The organism is Dolichospermum planctonicum, from assembly GCF_005402965.1.
GTDB classification, from domain to species: Bacteria; Cyanobacteriota; Cyanobacteriia; order Cyanobacteriales; family Nostocaceae; genus Dolichospermum; species Dolichospermum planctonicum.
In genome coordinates, this window is the sequence record NZ_BJCF01000006.1 from 100756 (window position 1) to 118022 (window position 17267).

19 protein-coding genes are annotated in these 17267 nt (G+C 39.4%); 8 read left to right on the forward strand and 11 right to left on the reverse strand.

The features are described 5' to 3' along the window. Positions 1-80 precede the first annotated feature (80 nt). From lpxA to purC, 5 genes are all read right to left on the reverse strand, one after another. Positions 81-896 (reverse strand): acyl-ACP--UDP-N-acetylglucosamine O-acyltransferase, encoded by an 816-nt coding sequence (gene lpxA, locus FFO06_RS04765; RefSeq protein WP_137906994.1) that lies wholly within the window; start codon positions 894-896, stop codon positions 81-83. 194 nt (positions 897-1090) lie between these two features. Next, on the reverse strand, positions 1091-1576 hold the full coding sequence (gene fabZ, locus FFO06_RS04770; RefSeq protein WP_137906995.1) for a 3-hydroxyacyl-ACP dehydratase FabZ: 486 nt from the start codon (positions 1574-1576) through the stop codon (positions 1091-1093). A 61-nt stretch (positions 1577-1637) separates the two neighbouring features. Then, a complete protein-coding gene (lpxC, locus tag FFO06_RS04775) occupies positions 1638-2486 on the reverse strand; it encodes a UDP-3-O-acyl-N-acetylglucosamine deacetylase (protein WP_137906996.1) in 849 nt (282 codons plus the stop codon). Between the two features lie 95 nt (positions 2487-2581). After that, positions 2582-4897 (reverse strand): BamA/TamA family outer membrane protein, encoded by a 2316-nt coding sequence (locus FFO06_RS04780; protein WP_137906997.1) that lies wholly within the window; start codon positions 4895-4897, stop codon positions 2582-2584. 60 nt (positions 4898-4957) lie between these two features. Then, on the reverse strand, positions 4958-5683 hold the full coding sequence (purC, locus tag FFO06_RS04785) for a phosphoribosylaminoimidazolesuccinocarboxamide synthase (RefSeq protein WP_137906998.1): 726 nt from the start codon (positions 5681-5683) through the stop codon (positions 4958-4960). 713 nt (positions 5684-6396) lie between these two features. Here purC and FFO06_RS04790 point away from each other — a divergent pair. After that, a complete protein-coding gene (locus tag FFO06_RS04790) occupies positions 6397-6657 on the forward strand; it encodes a DUF7219 family protein (protein WP_137907037.1) in 261 nt (86 codons plus the stop codon). 85 nt (positions 6658-6742) lie between these two features. Here the strand turns inward: FFO06_RS04790 and FFO06_RS04795 are convergent, their stop codons facing one another. The 3 genes from FFO06_RS04795 to FFO06_RS04805 all read right to left on the reverse strand — a co-directional run bounded on the left by FFO06_RS04795 (position 6743) and on the right by FFO06_RS04805 (position 9773). Then, a complete protein-coding gene (locus tag FFO06_RS04795) occupies positions 6743-7873 on the reverse strand; it encodes a glycosyltransferase family 4 protein (RefSeq protein ID WP_137906999.1) in 1131 nt (376 codons plus the stop codon). A 185-nt stretch (positions 7874-8058) separates the two neighbouring features. Next, positions 8059-9213 (reverse strand): NAD-dependent epimerase/dehydratase family protein, encoded by a 1155-nt coding sequence (locus FFO06_RS04800; RefSeq protein WP_137907000.1) that lies wholly within the window; start codon positions 9211-9213, stop codon positions 8059-8061. Positions 9214-9341: 128 nt separating this feature from the next. Further along, positions 9342-9773, reverse strand: a complete 432-nt coding sequence (locus FFO06_RS04805; RefSeq protein ID WP_236097065.1) for a hypothetical protein — start codon at positions 9771-9773, stop codon at positions 9342-9344. 521 nt (positions 9774-10294) lie between these two features. Between FFO06_RS04805 and FFO06_RS04810 the strand changes: the two genes are divergently transcribed. From FFO06_RS04810 to FFO06_RS04830, 5 genes are all read left to right on the forward strand, one after another. Next, on the forward strand, positions 10295-10642 hold the full coding sequence (locus FFO06_RS04810; RefSeq protein WP_137907001.1) for a slr0373 family blue light stress response protein: 348 nt from the start codon (positions 10295-10297) through the stop codon (positions 10640-10642). Between the two features lie 93 nt (positions 10643-10735). Continuing rightward, on the forward strand, positions 10736-12247 hold the full coding sequence (gene ycf46 / locus FFO06_RS04815) for a stress-responsive protein Ycf46 (protein ID WP_137907002.1): 1512 nt from the start codon (positions 10736-10738) through the stop codon (positions 12245-12247). A gap of 144 nt (positions 12248-12391) precedes the next feature. Next, positions 12392-12742 carry a DUF1257 domain-containing protein gene (locus FFO06_RS04820; protein ID WP_015081375.1) on the forward strand — a complete coding sequence of 117 codons (351 nt, stop codon included), beginning with the start codon at positions 12392-12394 and terminating at the stop codon, positions 12740-12742. A 136-nt stretch (positions 12743-12878) separates the two neighbouring features. After that, the gene (locus tag FFO06_RS04825) at positions 12879-13118 is read left to right on the forward strand and encodes a type II toxin-antitoxin system HicA family toxin (RefSeq protein WP_137907003.1); all 240 of its coding nucleotides are present in this window, start codon (positions 12879-12881) and stop codon (positions 13116-13118) included. Beyond that, a complete protein-coding gene (locus FFO06_RS04830; RefSeq protein ID WP_028091050.1) occupies positions 13115-13345 on the forward strand; it encodes a type II toxin-antitoxin system HicB family antitoxin in 231 nt (76 codons plus the stop codon). Before FFO06_RS04825 ends, FFO06_RS04830 begins: the two co-directional genes overlap by 4 nt. Before the next feature lie 15 nt (positions 13346-13360). Here FFO06_RS04830 and FFO06_RS04835 read toward each other — a convergent pair whose 3' ends face one another. Then, positions 13361-13549 (reverse strand): hypothetical protein, encoded by a 189-nt coding sequence (locus FFO06_RS04835; RefSeq protein ID WP_228036633.1) that lies wholly within the window; start codon positions 13547-13549, stop codon positions 13361-13363. 432 nt (positions 13550-13981) lie between these two features. Here FFO06_RS04835 and FFO06_RS04840 point away from each other — a divergent pair, with 432 nt between their 5' ends. Further along, a complete protein-coding gene (locus tag FFO06_RS04840; protein ID WP_137907004.1) occupies positions 13982-14587 on the forward strand; it encodes a hypothetical protein in 606 nt (201 codons plus the stop codon). 151 nt (positions 14588-14738) lie between these two features. Here the strand turns inward: FFO06_RS04840 and FFO06_RS04845 are convergent, their stop codons facing one another. After that, positions 14739-15785 carry an ABC transporter permease gene (locus tag FFO06_RS04845; protein ID WP_137907005.1) on the reverse strand — a complete coding sequence of 349 codons (1047 nt, stop codon included), beginning with the start codon at positions 15783-15785 and terminating at the stop codon, positions 14739-14741. A gap of 50 nt (positions 15786-15835) precedes the next feature. Beyond that, the gene (locus FFO06_RS04850; RefSeq protein ID WP_137907006.1) at positions 15836-16354 is read right to left on the reverse strand and encodes an adenine phosphoribosyltransferase; all 519 of its coding nucleotides are present in this window, start codon (positions 16352-16354) and stop codon (positions 15836-15838) included. A 228-nt stretch (positions 16355-16582) separates the two neighbouring features. Between FFO06_RS04850 and FFO06_RS04855 the strand changes: the two genes are divergently transcribed. Next, positions 16583-17218: a DUF3038 domain-containing protein gene (locus FFO06_RS04855; protein ID WP_137907007.1), complete on the forward strand. Its 636-nt coding sequence runs from the start codon at positions 16583-16585 to the stop codon at positions 17216-17218. The last annotated feature ends 49 nt before the right edge of the window (positions 17219-17267 follow it).

Sequence of the window (17267 nt, forward strand, 5' to 3'; positions counted from 1 at the left end):
TTTATTCTTTCCACCAAAACAGAGTCACTAATCAATTTTGAGGACGGGAAAACCCCGCCCCAGATTTGATTTCCTATTCATTATTCATCAATGACTGTTTTTTTGCCTTTTCCGGGAATTAACCCTCGTCTTCCCGGCATTTGGGAAAGTAGCAAAAAACGGCGAAGATGTTTTAATTCTTCCGTATCTCCCAAATTTTCCAACTCTTGTAAAGCATCTTTAAACAGCAAATCAGAATGATAAAGCAGACGGAAAGCCTTTTTAATTAATTGAAAATCGCTAACAGCCATCCCTGAACGTTTTAATCCTACCAAATTGAGCGATCGCACTCTTGCAGGATTTCCCTCCACTAACATATAAGGAGGTACATCTCTATCAATGCGTGCCATACCGCCTATCATTGACATTCCCCCAATATGGACAAATTGATGCACACCTAAAACACCGCTCAACCTAGCTCGTGATTCAATATGTACATGACCTGCCAATGCTACAGAGTTAGCAATAATAACAGAATCTGAAATCTCACAATTATGACCTACATGAACATAGGCCATTAATAAATTGCCATTACCGATAATTGTCGCTTCTCCACGTCCAGTAGCGCGGTTAATCGTTACGTACTCACGGATAGAATTATTGTTACCAATTCTTACCCAAGTCGGTTCTCCCAGGTATTTGAGGTCTTGCGGCTGCATACCGATAACGGCGCCGGAAAAAATCTGATTTCCTGTACCAATTTCACAAAGTCCCTCTAGGACAACGTGAGAGCCAATTACAGTATCTGCACCAACTTTAACATTCTCTCCTATCACAGCATAAGCACCGACTTGCACTGTTGGGTGGAGTTTTGCGTTAGCATGAATGACAGCAGTTGGATGAATAAGTGTTTTCAAAGGTGAATCTCCCAAATTAAGTGCTTTTTTATATCCAGTATTTCAGTGAAGAAACTTGTCGGGTAAAGTAAGTTATGTGTGAGGGCGAAAATTGAAAATTAGGGGTATAGTAGTGTTTAATTTATTCAAACTTTCTCAAAGCTACAACGTATCTAAACATTAGCCATTGAGATTTCTTTAATTGCAATTAATGATTAACTAATCAAAGAAAACATCAATTCCCCTTCAGCGGCTAATTGTCCATTAACTTCCGCTTTTCCTTGCATTTTTCCAAAACGACGCTGCTTTACCCACAACAGTTCCACCGTCATGACTAATTGATCTCCGGGAACAACTTGACGACGAAAACGAACTTTATCAATACCGGCAAATACAAATAGTCCTCCTTGTGAATCTGGCATTTGCGTCATTACCACACCCCCAACCTGTGCCATTGCCTCAATAATTAGCACACCGGGCATCAGCGATCGCCCTGGAAAATGCCCTTGAAATTGGGGTTCATTAAAGCTAACATTTTTAATACCCACGGCTTTTTTTCCAGGAACATAGTCAATAATCCGATCTACCAGTAAAAATGGATAACGATGGGGTAATAGTTCCTGAATTTCCTCAATACTAAAGGTAGTTTTAATAGTCTGTGGATTGCTTGACGGAGAATTAGATTCAGTAATAGTGGACATTAGTGGTACTTTACGTAAGTTATTAGACACCAAAATAAGTAAATTGGTAAATTGGGGAATTTTAGATCAATTCTAAAATCCTGTTTGCTAGTTTAATGTGTAAATTATGACTAGCCTTGTAAGCCAAAAAATGAGCTATAGGGAAATTTCCCAGCAAACTCAAATCTCCTACTAGATCCAAGATTTTATGACGAACTGGTTCATTTGCAAATCGTAATGGTGGATTTAACCAACCTTGGGGACCACAAACTAGAGCATTATCTAAACTCCCACCTTTAATTAATCCCGATTTTTGTAAATGTTCAATTTGATGCTGTAACCCAAAAGTTCGCGCAGGTGCAATTTCTGAAACAAAGTCAGCAGAAGACTTTTCTAAATCTGTACTCATTAAAAAACTGTACCATTGATTACCAATTGCCGGCAAATTAAAATCTATACCATAGCTAAAACGAGTTTCTGGAGCGGGTAAAGCGCAAACAAAAGCATCACCCTCATAAATCCAAATAGGTTCAGTAATAATTAAAGGTGTAGTTATTTTCACTAGTTGTTGGGAAACTAAACCGACTTCCGCAATTTTCTGACACCAAATTTCAGCCGAACCGTCTAAAAGGGGTATTTCCGGTCCATCAATTTCAATTTTGACATTATCAACCCCCATAGCTGCCAAAGCCGCCAATAAATGCTCTACAGTGCGAACACAGACTTGATTCTTACCCAATTGAGTAGAAAGCACAGTCTGACTCACAGCCGCAATTTGCGCGGGGATAATTGGTGAACCAGGTAAATCTACCCGGACAAAAAAGCGACCACTTCCCGCTGGTGCTGCTAATATTCGCACTTGAGTTTTAACACCACTATGCAGCCCCACACCAGTCTGAGTAATTTCCCCAGCTAAAGTATGTTGCTGCATAGTCTCACCATCTGTAATATTGTAACTAATATTGCCCATCTTCCATCTTGAGTAGAAACCCTGATTAATATTGTCCTGATTATTGACCAAACAAATTAAAATCTTTCCCCGATCCCAAAATTAATCCGACTTTCATTATTATCAGTGATCCCGTAATCTATCCGAATAGGTCCTAGTGGTGATTGTATCCGCAAACCTAAACCATAGCCATAACCGTCGCCACTTTTATTTAACAATTGTGCGGCTTTGGTACTAGTTCCCAAGTCACTACCATAATCAAAAAATAGTGCGCCACTGACAACAGAGAAAACAGGAAACCGATACTCAGCCGCAGCTTGGATATAACTGCTACCAGATCCTAATCTACCTTCACCATAACCCCGCACCGAGTTACTACCACCGAGAGTAAAAGCTTCATAGGGAGGTAAATCTCCTAAAATCGTCCCCCCTTGGGCGTTAAATGCTAAAGTTTCTGGTTTTTTACTAAAGCCAATCAATTTAATCGGTAGATACTGACTATAGTTACCCCGGAACCTAGTCATAAAAATACCACCTGAACCTACAGGTACAGATTGATCAAGTCCAAAGCTGAGGTAAGAACCTTTTGTGGGTTGGTTCGGATTATTACGGAGATCCCTTTGCGCTCCTAACTTGAGTAGAAATAAATCGTCTTCTCCTGAAGGGGAAACAGTTAAGGGAATTTTAGCACTAATGTTGCTACCATCAAATAGCGCCCCTTCTGTCCTCAAATTACCATCAGCATCACGACCAGAAACCCGTTGATATTGTAGTCCAGCAGAAGCCACCCATGCTGCATTTTTGTAGGGATTGGTCGTCAATGGACGAGTAAATGTGATACCACCACCCAAACGAGTAATCCGGGGGCTAACCTGGGCATCTGTATTCGTAATATTATTGGGATCGAAAGTCTCTATGTTTTTATCTTTACCTTCAAAAATCAAGGAAATAGAACGACGACGGAAAATATTAGTTGTATAAGAAGTGCGATAAGGATCACCCGCAATCCAAGGATCAGTAAATCGCAAGTCAAATAGTAGTTCCCGTTCCCCTAACTGTACCTCTGTTCCCAATTTTTGGTTTCTTCCCCCCAGGTTTTGCTGCTGATAGCTGATAGTTCCAAACAAACCACTGGCGGAACTAATCCCCGCCCCTGCGGCAATAGAGCCGCTACTGCGTTCTGCTACATTTATTACTACAGTAACTTTACTCGGATCAGTTCCAGGATCAAGGGAAACATTGACATCTTCAAACAACGCTAACCCAAAAACCCTTTGTAAGTCTCTTTGAACAATGTTACGGTTAAATACCTGCCCAGGTTTTAACTCTACTTCCCTAGTAATTATATAATCTTTTGTCCGTCCCCGAATTGGTTCTCCCTTCTCGTTGACCTCTTGTCCTTCTTTATCGCGGAATTTAACTTTCACGTTTTCCACCACCCCTTCTGCTATCTGTAGGGTGACAACTCCATTTTCTGAGATTTTCGGTACTCCAATTAAGTTGGCTAATACATAACCTTGGTCTTGATAACGTTTGGTTAATTGTTTGATTCCCTCTTGTAATTCCCGCAAGTTGAGAATTTTTCCATATTGACTACTAAATATTTCTTGTGCAGTTTCCCCAGGAAGTACGGAAGCTACACCCGTTCCAGGATTTGCTTCTAATTCTACTTTACTGAGAATAGGATTAGGGGTGACAATAAAACTCACCCGTACGCCCAGGGGTGTATCTTCTGGAAGCGCTTGCACGTTGGAGAAAAGCCCAATTCTCACAATCGCATTAATATCTTCTTGCAGTTGAGAACGGGTTGCTGTCTGTCCCGCTTGGGTACGAATGACTTTGTAAATTTCCGCTTCTAATTCGGGCGTGATTTTTCCCGTCTCCGTTTTCACAACTACTTCTGACACCAACACCCGCGCTTCCGTTGTTTCTGGATTAGGAGATGATGTCGGTGGTGTTGTCGGGAGATTCTGATTTTCTTGATTAGATTCAGTCTCGGAGGGTTGGGTGGGCTTTGGTTGTGGAACTTGTGCTGTGATTGGAGTTGTTGTAGTGTTTGGCACAATCACAGCAGCATTATTTACTAGTGCTGAATTGGTTGTTAAAACTTTAACAATAGAAGAATCTTGGTGAGATGCTTTTTCTATAATCCTTGGGGCAACCACGGCGGGATTACACTGGGCAACCACGGGGGGATTATTGCCCCTACATTCGTTTTTGTCAATTTTACCAGGATTGTGCTTGTCTAGTTGATTTGTATCTACTGTCAAAATTTCTGTTGTCCCTGCAAGACTATTAACAGCTTGGGCATTTGCCTTGACGGAAGAACCAACAATGGGAACTGTAATGGCTACCATTGCCATTAATCCCCGTGTTAAACTTGTTTTAATCATTTTTCTCTCTACTACCACACACCATTAATCGTCAAAAGTTATTTACCCTGTTTAAGTAGTTTATACTACTTTTAATACTCTTTGTAAAACCTGCTGGTAAGCATTCTCTATATTTCCTAAGTCACGACGAAAACGATCTTTATCCATAATTCGGTTCTCAGGATCGGTTTGGTTCATGTCCCATAAACGACAGGTATCAGGACTAATTTCGTCGGCTAATAGTATTTGCTGTTGGTGGTCTACACCAAATTCAAGTTTAAAGTCTACCAAGGTAATCTGGCATTTTTCCCAAAACTCCTGGAGAAATTTGTTGATTTCTAATGCTAGATGGGTAATTTGATCAACTTGTTCCGGTCTCGCTAATTCTAAAAGCAATAAGCGATCGCGCGTCAGTAAAGGATCACCTAAATCATCATTTTTGTAATAAAATTCCACTAAAGGCTTTGATAAAACTGTACCTGGTATTAACCCAGTTTCCTTGCACAGACTACCAGCCGCAATGTTCCTCACCACTACCTCCACAGGGATGATTTTTACAGCTTTTACTCGCATTAAATGCGGGGCTGGACTATCAATAAAATGAGTTTTAATACCCTGTTTAGCCAATTGTTGAAATAGTTGGCTAGAAATACTACAGTTGATCATCCCCTTATTCTCAATGCTGCCGCGTTTTTGAGCATTAAAAGCTGTAGCATCATCTTTAAAATCAGCCAACAAAATTTCTGGATCTTCTGTAGCGTAGAGAATTTTAGCTTTGCCTTCGTAGAGTTTAGAATTAACAGACATGATAAGATATTAAAAACTGTTTTTGGTAGTGGACGGCTTTGATGAAATCAGCTTCACCATTTTATCTTTAGTTATTAGTCATTGGTGAACAGGACTTTTCGGCATATTTCACCAACTAATTTAAGTTAACTAATTTAAGTTCTTCCGATCTATTCTAGACCGGTAATGTAAAATTATTACTCTTATCTGTTCCCTGTCACTTGATTAATTAAGCTAAACCCACTAAAAAAATATGTATAAATCATTAGGTTACCTCATATTTCATATATTTAAATATACTTAATTTTCCTGATAGATGGCAGTAGTCATGTATCTAATCTGAATCTGTTTTGAATGTGTCTGATCTTCTGCCAAAATTTGATTTGCAAAATATTGTAGAATATATTAATCTATTTTCAGGAATATAGTCATAACTTACAGAAGATTATATAATCTGTTGTTAATAAATAAGGGGATAATCAGACATGACCAATTACTCTAAAGCTCCACCTATAGCCTGTGAAACCCCGCACTATCAGATGAATGCTAAAAAACTCCTCAAGTGCCTGACTGATAAATACATATCCAGGCATAGGATTTAGCAAAAGCCCGCAGGGTAAGCATTCTGTTACATTTTATTTTCCATCTACTTATAAGTAGATATGATGTCGAAAAGGCTGGTAACGGTATATGTTTTATAGAGTATTTGAGTAAATGGAGAAAAAATAGTGAGTATCAGTAAAGACGATTTTCTCTATCCCCGTAGTCGCTACTATGGTCATGTAAAACCAGAAAACTTGGTATTCAACGCTAATTTACAGGAGTTTGCTCAAAAAGTTGGCTATATCTGTAACCTAGAAACAGGTGGGAAAATTCCCACTGAGGAAGCGTATAAACAAATAAAGTTACTTTGGAAGCAGTTGAAGCAATCAAAAAAACAACTGAAAATAGGCGAACAACCTTCCCAAAATAACAGTTTTGAAGAGGGTAGTTAACTAGTTAATTATCATGTTTTAGCCAAAGATACCGCAGGGTGGAAAAGTCCCTGTGGTTTATGTCACAGGTCACGGAAAACGGTAATTAAGAATTGAATTTTTCATTGAAGACTATTTTTTGATAATAATCTTGAAGTTGTTGTGTAGCAGATGACCAGCCCCATTTCTCCGCTTCTGCACGGGCATTTTTACGGATAATATTTATTTCCTGTTTTTCTTTTAACAGACCTATAGTAGCATTAATCGCTTCTTGAATATCAGCTTGGGGATCAAAAAGATATCCATTTACACCATCTGTGACAATATCAGGTATACCTCCAGAACGGGCTGCTACAACTGGACAACCGGAAGCCATGGCTTCTAGCAGCACTAATCCTAATGTTTCTGTGCGGGAAGGAAAAATAAAAGCATCAGCGCTGGCAAAGGCAGAGCCTAATTCTTTACCTATGAGATAACCGACAAAATAAGTATTTGTGCCAGCAAAGTGTTTTTCTAAAGCTTGGCGGTGGGGACCATCTCCCACTAATGCTAATCTGGCATCAGGAATAGCTTCTAAAATCGGTTTAATGCGTTCGATTTCCTTTTCCGCAGAAAGACGACCAACATACAATAATAACGGGCTATCTGGATGATTTTGGGAAAGATGCGATCGCATTTTGTCACTAGCCAACTCAGGATGAAATAACTCTGTATCTACCCCCCGTTGCCACAAATCCACTCTTTCAATTCCATGTGCTGAAAGTTCCTTGACCATTGCCGTAGAGGTACAAAGGTTTAATGCTGCTTGATTATGACCAGCCTTCAGCAACTCCCATAGTAGTCCTTCTAACATCCCTAAACCGTAATGTTGCAGATATTGTGGCAAGTGAGTATGATAAGAAGCCACCAAAGGAATTTTGAGAACTTTACTATAAAAAATCCCTGATAGTCCCAAAACAGCGGGATTAACAACATGAATAATATCTGGTTTAAATTCTGCTAAAGCGTGACCAATGGCAGGGCGAGGTAGTGACATTTTTAACTCTGGATAGAGCGGTAAAGGAAAGCCACTAACTCCGTAAACTTTCGCACCTTTATGTTCAGTGATGCCACCGTCGGGGGCAAATACCAAAACTTGATTTCCATGACGTTGTAAATGGTCAACAGTATGACGGAGGCGTGTCACAATGCCGTCAACTTTCGGTAAAAAGGTTTCTGTAAATAGGGCAATTCGCATAAAAAACCAGAAAGCAGGAGTCAGGAGTTAAGAGTCAGGAGTCAGGAGTCAGGAATTTAGGAGAAAGAACCATAGAAATTTCTCTCCCTGTCAACGGTCAACGGTCAACGGTCAACGGTCAACTGTCAACTGTCACCCGTCAACTGTCAACTGTCAACTGTCAACTGTCACCCGTCAACTGTCACCTATGTTCTATGCCAAGAAACCTTGGGAAGAATTTGTTTGTGATCAACTCGGTTCTGATACTTGACAGCAAAGTTTAAAAGCGAATCAAGTAAAGAATCTGAAAGCAGGTGAGGTTGTAAACCCAAATCCAAGAGTTTAGTATTTTTCGCATTGAAATAGTGTTCTTCCTTCTCCACTCTAGGATTATCTATGTGGTTAATATCCACATTTAACCCCATAGCGTTACCGGCTTTTTTCACCATCATTGCCAAATCACCGACACTAAATAGTTCAGTAAATTGGTTAAACACACGAAATTCTCCCGGTTCAGCAGGATTAGCGATCGCTAATTCAATACATCGTACCGTATCCCGAATATCCAAGAATCCGCGAGTTTGTCCACCTTTACCGTAGACGGTGAGGGGATGTCCTACGCTGGCTTGAATACAGAAACGGTTAAGTGCTGTACCAAATACACCATCATAATCCAAGCGGTTAATTAACAGTTCGTCCATCCCCGTTTCATCAGTTAAGACACCGTAAACTATCCCTTGATTTAAGTCTGTAGCCCTTAACCCCCAAATCCGACAAGCAAAATGGATATTATGGCTATCATGGACTTTGCTCAAGTGATACATTGAACCGGGCTGCTTAGGATAGGGCAAAGTATCCTTACGTCCGTTGTGTTCAATCGTGATGTATCCTTCTTCAATGTCAATATTAGGAGTTCCATACTCACCCATAGTTCCCAATTTCACCAAATGGCAATCTGGGAAATCTTCCCGCATGATATACAGCAAGTTCAACGTACCCACCACATTATTGACCTGGGTAAGAACAGCGTGTTCACGGTCAATCATGGAAAATGGGGCTGAACGCTGTTCACCAAAATGCACGATTGCTGTCGGCTGAAATTGATGTAAGGCCTTATGCAGAAACTCGTAATTAGTAATATCGCCAATAAACAGATCAATAGACTTACTAGTCAAATCTTGCCATCGCTGGAGACGCTGCTGAATTGGTGCGATTGGGGTCAGGGTTTCTACACCCAGTTCATTATCCCAGTGTCGTCGCACCAAACTATCTAAAATGCCAACTTCATAACCTCGATTAGAAAGGTAAAGCGCGGTTGCCCAACCACAATACCCATCACCACCAATAACCAGGACTTTCATCTTTACCAGTTTTTACTCGCTGATAGCTAAATCTATCAGGTTTATGTCCCCTCTTCATCATTAAATTCTTACTAAGACAGTAATCAGTTAAAAATCAAAAATAAAAAGTAAAAAATAATTCCTACTGCTTACCTAACTACGGACAACTGACTACTGACAACTGACTCCTGACTAATTTTATACTCTTGAGCAATATAGTAAAACAAGCGATAATAATTTTGAAAGTCTTGACTGTCGCTTTGTCCTTGCCAGTAATATTCCAATTCTGCTTGAGTAATGGTCAACTTAATTATAGTCACCTTTTCCTTAACTTCTACCGTCAGGACGCTAAAAACCCCTTGATTTGTCCGAAAATTATATCCTTGTTCTTGATGTTCTTGAGTTTTGGGTGAGAATTTTAATACGGGCTTACTGGCATAAGAGCGAATTTCTAGGTTTTCCTTGTTTGGTAAAACTAACACAACTCCATCACTGTTGTCTGGGTTTCTTAATTCCTGCCAAGTATGGGGGTAGGGAAACTCAAAACCATAACGATCATTTTTATATGTCTTCCATGTCACATCTTTAACCTGGAAATCATTAGCATTACACCCCCAAACCATCAAGCATGAGCCAAGACTTAAAGTAGTAGCATATAGTATCTTTTGGACATAAGTTACACCCATAACAAAATAACTTGTCGAAAAGGAGAACAGGAAAGAGACAGGGTAAATAATTTTGCCTATAAACCTAAATTACCATGTTAATGTCAGGATTTATGCAAAATATCTCTCAAAACCTCTTTCCTTCGTGATCTTCGCCCCTATCCCTGACGGGACGCTCCGCGAACGTGGTTCATTAGTTCGTAACTTGTGGGTAAGTTCTAGATTTTTTTTGGAAATAATTTTTGATCTAATTAAAGATTTAGCAATCAAACTATAGAGTATTTATTATTACCTTAATTTACTATGTAAATCCTGAACAATGACTATTTATTAAGAAATGTAACAAAATAGGCATTAAAACGGCTTACCATCTTGACAACCAAGAAAAGAACAGATAGAGTGATATACATACCCGGGTAAGACCACTAGAAAGTGATATGCAAACTAAGCAAAAGGTTACGCTATATTTGTCGCCAGAATTGCACAGAAGACTGAAAATTCGTTCTGCTGTTGACTCAGAACCGATGTCAGATATGGCAGAACGAGCGCTTAATTTCTACCTGACGAACTCAGAAGTAGTAGAAGAATTAGAAGCGTCTTCTTATGGGCGAACCCATCGGCTTTATTCCTGTCCTACTTGTGAAACTTCACTGGTGTTACGGAATGGAGAACTAGTGGATTTGGGTAATCCAGCGGGAATAATAGGTGAAGAATGTTTACCTATTGACAACAGAGAAAAAGATCAAACCCATCCTAAGAGTGAGGAAGAATTAGTCCCTTGCTAGATAGGAATTGTTAATGATTAATTCATAGTATGGCTTCAGGCCAGGCTACCGTTATTAGTGCTGTCTCTATAAGGTCTCAAGTAGGTCGATAGTATGAAAGAAGAGCTCAATATTTTAATTCAAGCTCAATACCCTTTAATCTACCTTGTGACCTCCGAGGAAGAACGGGCAGAGCAGGCAATTTTTAAAGTCTCTCAAGAGTTAAAGCCCCAAAGGCGAGTATATGTGTGGACAGTAACTCACGGTATCGTGGAGTACGGTCAACCTCGCAGTACAACCCAACACAATACTGTTTCTCCCGAAGCAGCAATTGATTGGATAATTCGTCAAAAAGAACCCAGTATATTTATTCTTAAAGATTTACATCCCTTTATTGATGCGCCAGCAACAACTAGATCGCTCCGGGACGCGATCGCTAGTTTTAAAGGAACGCAAAAGAACATTATCTTAATGTCCCCTGTGCAACAAGTTCCCATCGAACTAGAAAAAGAAGTTGTTGTTTTAGATTTTCAATTGCCTGACATGGCTGAGTTAAATAAAGTTTTAACCGCCCATCAAGAGCAAAATCGGGGGCGACGGCTGACAACCGAGGCGCGAGAAAGGCTTCTTCGAGCCGCTTTGGGTCTAACCAAAGATGAAGCTGAGAAAGTATACCGCAAAGCACAGGTAACAACGGGGCAATTGACAGAAAATGAAGTTAATATAGTCCTGTCCGAGAAAAAACAACTCATCCGCCGTAACGGTATCTTGGAGTACCTCGAAGAAGATGAAACCATTGATGCTGTGGGTGGTTTGGAAGAGTTGAAAACCTGGCTCACCCAACGCTCCAACGCCTTTACAGAAAGAGCGAGAGAATATGGTTTGCCCCAACCTAAAGGAATGTTAATTCTCGGTGTTCCCGGTTGTGGTAAGTCACTAATTGCTAAAACTACCTCCCGTTTATGGGGTTTACCAATTCTGAGATTAGATATGGGGCGGGTCTACGACGGCTCAATGGTGGGTCGCAGTGAAGCTAACCTGCGGAACGCCCTGAAAACGGCAGAATCAATTTCCCCCACGATTCTGTTTATTGACGAATTGGATAAATCCTTTGCGGGTAGCGGTGGTTCTGGCGATTCCGATGGGGGGACATCAAACAGAATTTTTGGCTCTTTCCTCACCTGGATGCAAGAAAAGAAATCTCCAGTTTTCGTAATGGCCACTGCTAACCGTGTAGAACGCCTACCTGGAGAGTTTTTGAGGAAAGGTCGTTTTGATGAAATTTTCTTTGTGGATCTGCCCACACCGGAAGAACGTCAGGATATCTTCGGTATTCACCTGACCAAACGCCGGGAAGATATTGCTAGATTTGATTTAGGACAACTAGCAAAAATGTCCGATGGCTTTTCGGGGGCAGAAATTGAACAAGCGGTCGTGGCGGCTATGTATGAAGCCTTCGCCCAAGATCGGGAGTTCACCCAATTAGATATTATTGCTGCATTGAAGTCTACTTTGCCGCTGTCACGAACGATGCAAGAACAGGTCACAGCTTTAAGAGACTGGGCCAGACAGCGTGCTAGACCCGCAGCCTCCTCTGTTGCTGAATATCAGCGCATGGAGTTTTAAAAGCTTTCCTCTGCTATATCAGGGGGAAAGGTTAGTCACAAGACTAACAGTTAGAAAAAAGCCGTTCCCAAATCATGCGGCTTCGCTGAAAAAAAAGAACCGTTGTCGTTTTTCTCATCAATCTTCTTATTGGAGGAAACCCAAATGTCTCACTTTAGCACTCTGCGTACCAAGATCACCGATGCCGAAATTCTCAAATCTTCTTTGCGCGACTTGGGTATCAGTGTCAAAACTGAAGCTGATGTTCGCGGTTATAATGGTCAACGTCTCCGCTCCGACATCGTTGCTGTATTGGAAGGCGAGTACGATTTAGGTTGGTCTCGTAACAGTGACGGTTCTTTTGACCTCATTGCTGACCTTTGGGGTGTTGCTAAGAAGCACAACCAGACTGAGTTAATCAACTCTATTAATCAAAAATATGCCGTTAACAAGACTTTGGCTGAAGTAAAACAGCGCGGTCTGCAAAACGCTAACGTTAAGTTGGTATTGCAGTAACAATTTCTCTAGCGCGTTCCCAAAGTGAAACGGGTTAACCTTCTAATCAGCGGTTAGCCCGCTTTTTTTTGTCTGAATCAGGATTATGTTGTAAATAAATAGCATAAAATATAAACTAGGGGTGTGGTAATGAGAAATGCCGAAGAAAATAAAAGAACTGAAGGGAATAGTAGCAAAAGTTGGGTATCTCCTTCAAGCAGGTAGAGGTAAAGGAAGTCATACTTACTGGAAGCATCCTTTATTACCGGAAGAACCATTAACCATACCGGGAAAAGATGGAGATGATGCTCCGTTATATTTAGAAAAAAACATTCAACGGGTGCTGAAAAAACTTGAAGAATTGAACAAGCAAGAAAATCAAGAAGGTGAAGAATGACTTATCATTACAGTATGGTGATTCAATGGTCTCAAGAGGATCAACTTTTTTTAGTTCACTTACCTGAATTTCCCTGGCAGGAGTTTCATACTCATGGTAGAACTTATGAAGAAGCTGCGAGAAATGGTCAGGAAGTGATTGAAACTTTTGTGGAGATGCTGACTCAAGAGAATAAAGCATTACCAGAACCTAGAATGCTTCCTACACAACCGTTGCAAGTTGCCTAGTTTAAGTTTCGGCAATTATAGCAAATCTTTGGCTTTACATCCGCGTAATATCGGTTCTCCATCTTTTATGGGAATACTGCTTGATTTAATAGTAGAGGCAGTTATTTTGGTTTTGAGATATTCGAGATAGTCGAGGGTTTTTTCCAGAATAGGTTCTGGTGCGTTTTCAATTGACGCAATGAGTTTTTCTTTAATGGTGGTCATGGGGTGCTAGGGAAGTATAGAAATAAAAACTTTCTGGCAGTAAAATGTAGTAATTATTAAAACTTAATTCAAACCTAATTTACTGTTAAAACTGTCAATAATTATATTATATTATCTGATCTAGATTTACTCCAAATATACTCAAATATAGGTAACTAACAGTATAATATGTCTAACATTCGACTCATGAGACTTAGGTAACAAAGACTACTTTATGAAAATTGATACAGAAGCGATCGCTACGGTAGACAAAGTTGAATGTGAGATGATTGAAAATTAACATCCTGTAAACCCTAAAATCCTGGATATCCTGATTCAGACAAATGATTGATTATGAATGCACGTTTTCACGCCATGTAAAAATCTAAATTCTAATAGGCTTTAATTGCTCTTTTTACTTCTTTACCTGTAAATTCTGATTCAGATAAATTTATGACTCGTAAAAAAATATTATCAGAAAATCAATCCTACACATTTCGATCTTACTTTGAAATGCCCTATGAACCTGATGAAATACTAGCAGAATTGGGCTATTCGTTAATAAGAAAACATCTTACTTTACCACGAAGCGATCGCCATTTACAAAGACTAGAAGAATTAAAACAACGAATTGAAGAATCTTTACCTTTAGTAAGTTTGAGTAGTGAAACAGCAAGACGAGAAACCCTAGTAGCACCAACATTATTAGAAGTTGCTCGCTATTGTCAATGTCAAGTGAGAATTGAATACCCATTGTCTGTAAATAACTGGTTAAAGGGTAATTTAGATTATTTTCTCAAACATAATCCTAGTTTATTGGTAGTTGAAGCTAAAAATGATGATTTAACACGAGGTTTTACACAACTTGCTGTAGAATTAATTGCTATTTCTCAAGTAGAAGAAGGAGATGTTTTTTATGGATGTGTTACCATTGGTGATGCTTGGCGTTTTGGAATATTAGAAAAAATCAATCAGCAAATTTTTCAGGACATTTCCTTATATCGCATTCCTGATGATTTAGAAGATCTAATGAGAATTTTGGTAGGAATTTTGGCATAAACTAAATTTTCTAAGTTTACCCAATGAATTTGTTAAGACTTACATTAGCTGTTGTTTATGGTGGTCATTAAATGTTTAAGTCCCATTAGGGGTTGAGTATTAGTTTCATGCAGGAAAGAGAGTTTAAGAGATATTTTGTGTAAGTCCGGTTCTAATTCAAATCTTCTAATTTAATTCTCGGATCAGCAGCTTTTAAAATTAAGTCAGCGATTAAATTACCAATAATTAACAATACTGCACTCATGACCAAACTGGCCATGACTAAATATTGATCTTTGGCTAAAACTGCTTGTAGGGTTAATTTTCCTAAACCTGGCCAATTGAAGAAATATTCTGTAATAAATGCACCACTTAACAAACCCGCTAATTCAAAGCCCAGTAACGTAATTAATGGGTTAATAGCATTTCGCAAAGCATGGACATAAATAACGCGATTTTCTGGAAGTCCTTTAGCGCGAGCAGTTTGAATATAGTCTTGACGTAAAACATCCAATAATTGACCACGCATAATGCGTTGTAAACCAGCAAAACTGGTAACACTCAAAGCAATTAATGGTAAAATCGAATGCCAAGCAATATCAAAAATTTTACCTAACCATGTTAGTTCCGCATGATCAATACTAGTCATATTACCCACAGGAAAAAGCGGGGTAGTCAGTTGAGCAAAAAAGAGCAAAAATAAGACAGTGATAAAACTGGGAATACCTTGACCAGCATAACTGAGTACCTGCAAAACCTGGTCAGTAAGACGATTTTGTTTGACAGCAGCGAGAATACCCAAAGGAATTGCGATCGCCCAGGTTATAATCAGGGAAGCGATCGCTAAAAATAAAGTTGCTGGTACTCGTTCCCATAACAGCGATGATACAGAACGTTGATAAACAAAACTCGTGCCAAAATCGCCTTTAGTCACAATTTGCTTTAACCAAAACCCAAACTGTTCTGGCCAAGACTTATCTAAACCAAATTGTCTTGTAATTTCCTCAATCCTTTCCGGTGAAATTTTCGGATTTTGCCGCAGAGTATCTACATAATTTCCCGGAGATAACTTCATAATAAAAAACGACAAAGCCGACGCTAAAAAAACCGTTAATAGTGCTTGTAAAAGCCGTTTGATTATATAAATAAAAGTCTCACTAGTAACTAGCTTAACCAGCCAGTCTCGACTCGTTTCCAGGGAAATTTTTGTATTAGTCATTGGTCATGAGTCAGTTGTCAACTGTTAATTATGTTTTGTTAATATTTTTGTTAATATTCAACTAGTGAGATAATCGGGACATCAGGTAAGTTTTTCCGACCTTGTAAATCCCGTAGTTCGATAATAAACCCAAAGCCGACAAGTTCGCAGTCAATTTTTTGTACTAATTTTGCCGTTGCACTTGCAGTTCCTCCAGTAGCAATCAAATCATCCACAATCAAAACCTTGCTACCCGGCTGTAAAGCATCCTGATGTACTTCCAGGGTATCTGTACCATACTCTAATTGATATTCAATAGCGTGAACTGCTGCTGGTAACTTGCCTTTTTTGCGAACGGGAACAAAACCAGCACCCAATTTATAGGCCACAGGCGCGCCGAAAATAAATCCCCGCGACTCCATACCGATAATGTAGTCTACCTGAATTTCAATTTCTGAGCATTTTTGTGCTAAAAAGTCAATAGTATAACGCAATCCCTCTGGATCGCTTAATAGAGTAGTGACATCTCGAAATAAAATCCCCGGCTTAGGAAAATCTGGTATATCACGAATTAGCGATTTTAAATCCATATTTGAGAACACTCTTTTGTGAGAGAAAAATTTTCCTGAAGATCAAGAAATATCTTACCCTATAATGTCATACCCTGGATACTAGTAAAGCCGTGAAGTCAAAAGTCAAGAGTCAAGAGTCAAGAGTCAAGAGTCAAGAGTCAAGAGTCAAGAGTCAAGAGTCAAGAGTCAAGAGTCAAGAGTCAAGAGTCAATAACTTGATTGGAAACCCATAAGGTATTTTATAGAATGAATGTCGCAGCTAATCTTAAACCTGTAAACATAAATAGCCCCCAAAATTCCCAGGGAATACATGAGATTTTGGATACTTTACCAGATCCAGCCATCCATGGACAGGTATGTCCACGGAAAACTAGAACAGAAATAGATCTAATGTTACTAGCAATTGAAGCCTTAGAACTGGGCGGTTCGGAAGCGATTTTGTCTTTAGCTGAAGAATTAGACCTGAAAGGAATTATCAAAAATCGGGTAAACTTATGGCGGATGAGAGCTTCTAACCCCATGCGGAAAGCGCATAGTCGCCGCCCTTTAGATATTTTAGAGGCTAAAGCCTTAGTAGTGATTGCTTGCTACATTGCTAGGCGGTTAACAGTTACCATCCGTCAACTACTAACTATATACCAACAATTAGACCAAAAGCAGATTCCCCTAGAACAAAATTTAAGATTAGCTAATTACCTAGAAAGGTTTAGAGCGCATTTTAAAAGTCGGATGAATTACCGTCGTTCCGGTGTAATAGCATTAAATTCTGATGATAAATTAGATGAACTAGCTATAAACCTATTAGGAAAATTACTATTTTGCACAGGTACAGCGGGAATGCAGCGGTACTGGATTTCTCTTTTTGATGGTGAAGTAGAGTAAAGAAAAGTCAATAACCCTACCCTAAAAAGGTAGTTAACTAGTTAATTAT

Bases quoted from the DNA above. Each gene is read 5' to 3' on its own strand.
- purC (WP_137906998.1), bottom strand. From the start codon at position 5,683: ATGTCTGTTAATTCTAAACTCTACGAAGGCAAAGCTAAAATTCTCTAC.
- FFO06_RS04825 (WP_137907003.1), top strand. From the start codon at position 12,879: ATGCCGAAGAAAATAAAAGAACTGAAGGGAATAGTAGCAAAAGTTGGG.
- FFO06_RS04795 (WP_137906999.1), bottom strand. From the start codon at position 7,873: ATGCGAATTGCCCTATTTACAGAAACCTTTTTACCGAAAGTTGACGGC.
- FFO06_RS04850 (WP_137907006.1), bottom strand. From the start codon at position 16,354: ATGGATTTAAAATCGCTAATTCGTGATATACCAGATTTTCCTAAGCCG.
- FFO06_RS04780 (WP_137906997.1), bottom strand. From the start codon at position 4,897: ATGATTAAAACAAGTTTAACACGGGGATTAATGGCAATGGTAGCCATT.
- FFO06_RS04800 (WP_137907000.1), bottom strand. From the start codon at position 9,213: ATGAAAGTCCTGGTTATTGGTGGTGATGGGTATTGTGGTTGGGCAACC.
- FFO06_RS04810 (WP_137907001.1), top strand. From the start codon at position 10,295: ATGCAAACTAAGCAAAAGGTTACGCTATATTTGTCGCCAGAATTGCAC.
- FFO06_RS04840 (WP_137907004.1), top strand. From the start codon at position 13,982: ATGACTCGTAAAAAAATATTATCAGAAAATCAATCCTACACATTTCGA.
- FFO06_RS04830 (WP_028091050.1), top strand. From the start codon at position 13,115: ATGACTTATCATTACAGTATGGTGATTCAATGGTCTCAAGAGGATCAA.
- FFO06_RS04820 (WP_015081375.1), top strand. From the start codon at position 12,392: ATGTCTCACTTTAGCACTCTGCGTACCAAGATCACCGATGCCGAAATT.
- FFO06_RS04835 (WP_228036633.1), bottom strand. From the start codon at position 13,549: ATGACCACCATTAAAGAAAAACTCATTGCGTCAATTGAAAACGCACCA.
- fabZ (WP_137906995.1), bottom strand. From the start codon at position 1,576: ATGTCCACTATTACTGAATCTAATTCTCCGTCAAGCAATCCACAGACT.
- lpxC (WP_137906996.1), bottom strand. From the start codon at position 2,486: ATGCAGCAACATACTTTAGCTGGGGAAATTACTCAGACTGGTGTGGGG.
- FFO06_RS04855 (WP_137907007.1), top strand. From the start codon at position 16,583: ATGAATGTCGCAGCTAATCTTAAACCTGTAAACATAAATAGCCCCCAA.
- FFO06_RS04845 (WP_137907005.1), bottom strand. From the start codon at position 15,785: ATGACTAATACAAAAATTTCCCTGGAAACGAGTCGAGACTGGCTGGTT.
- ycf46 (WP_137907002.1), top strand. From the start codon at position 10,736: ATGAAAGAAGAGCTCAATATTTTAATTCAAGCTCAATACCCTTTAATC.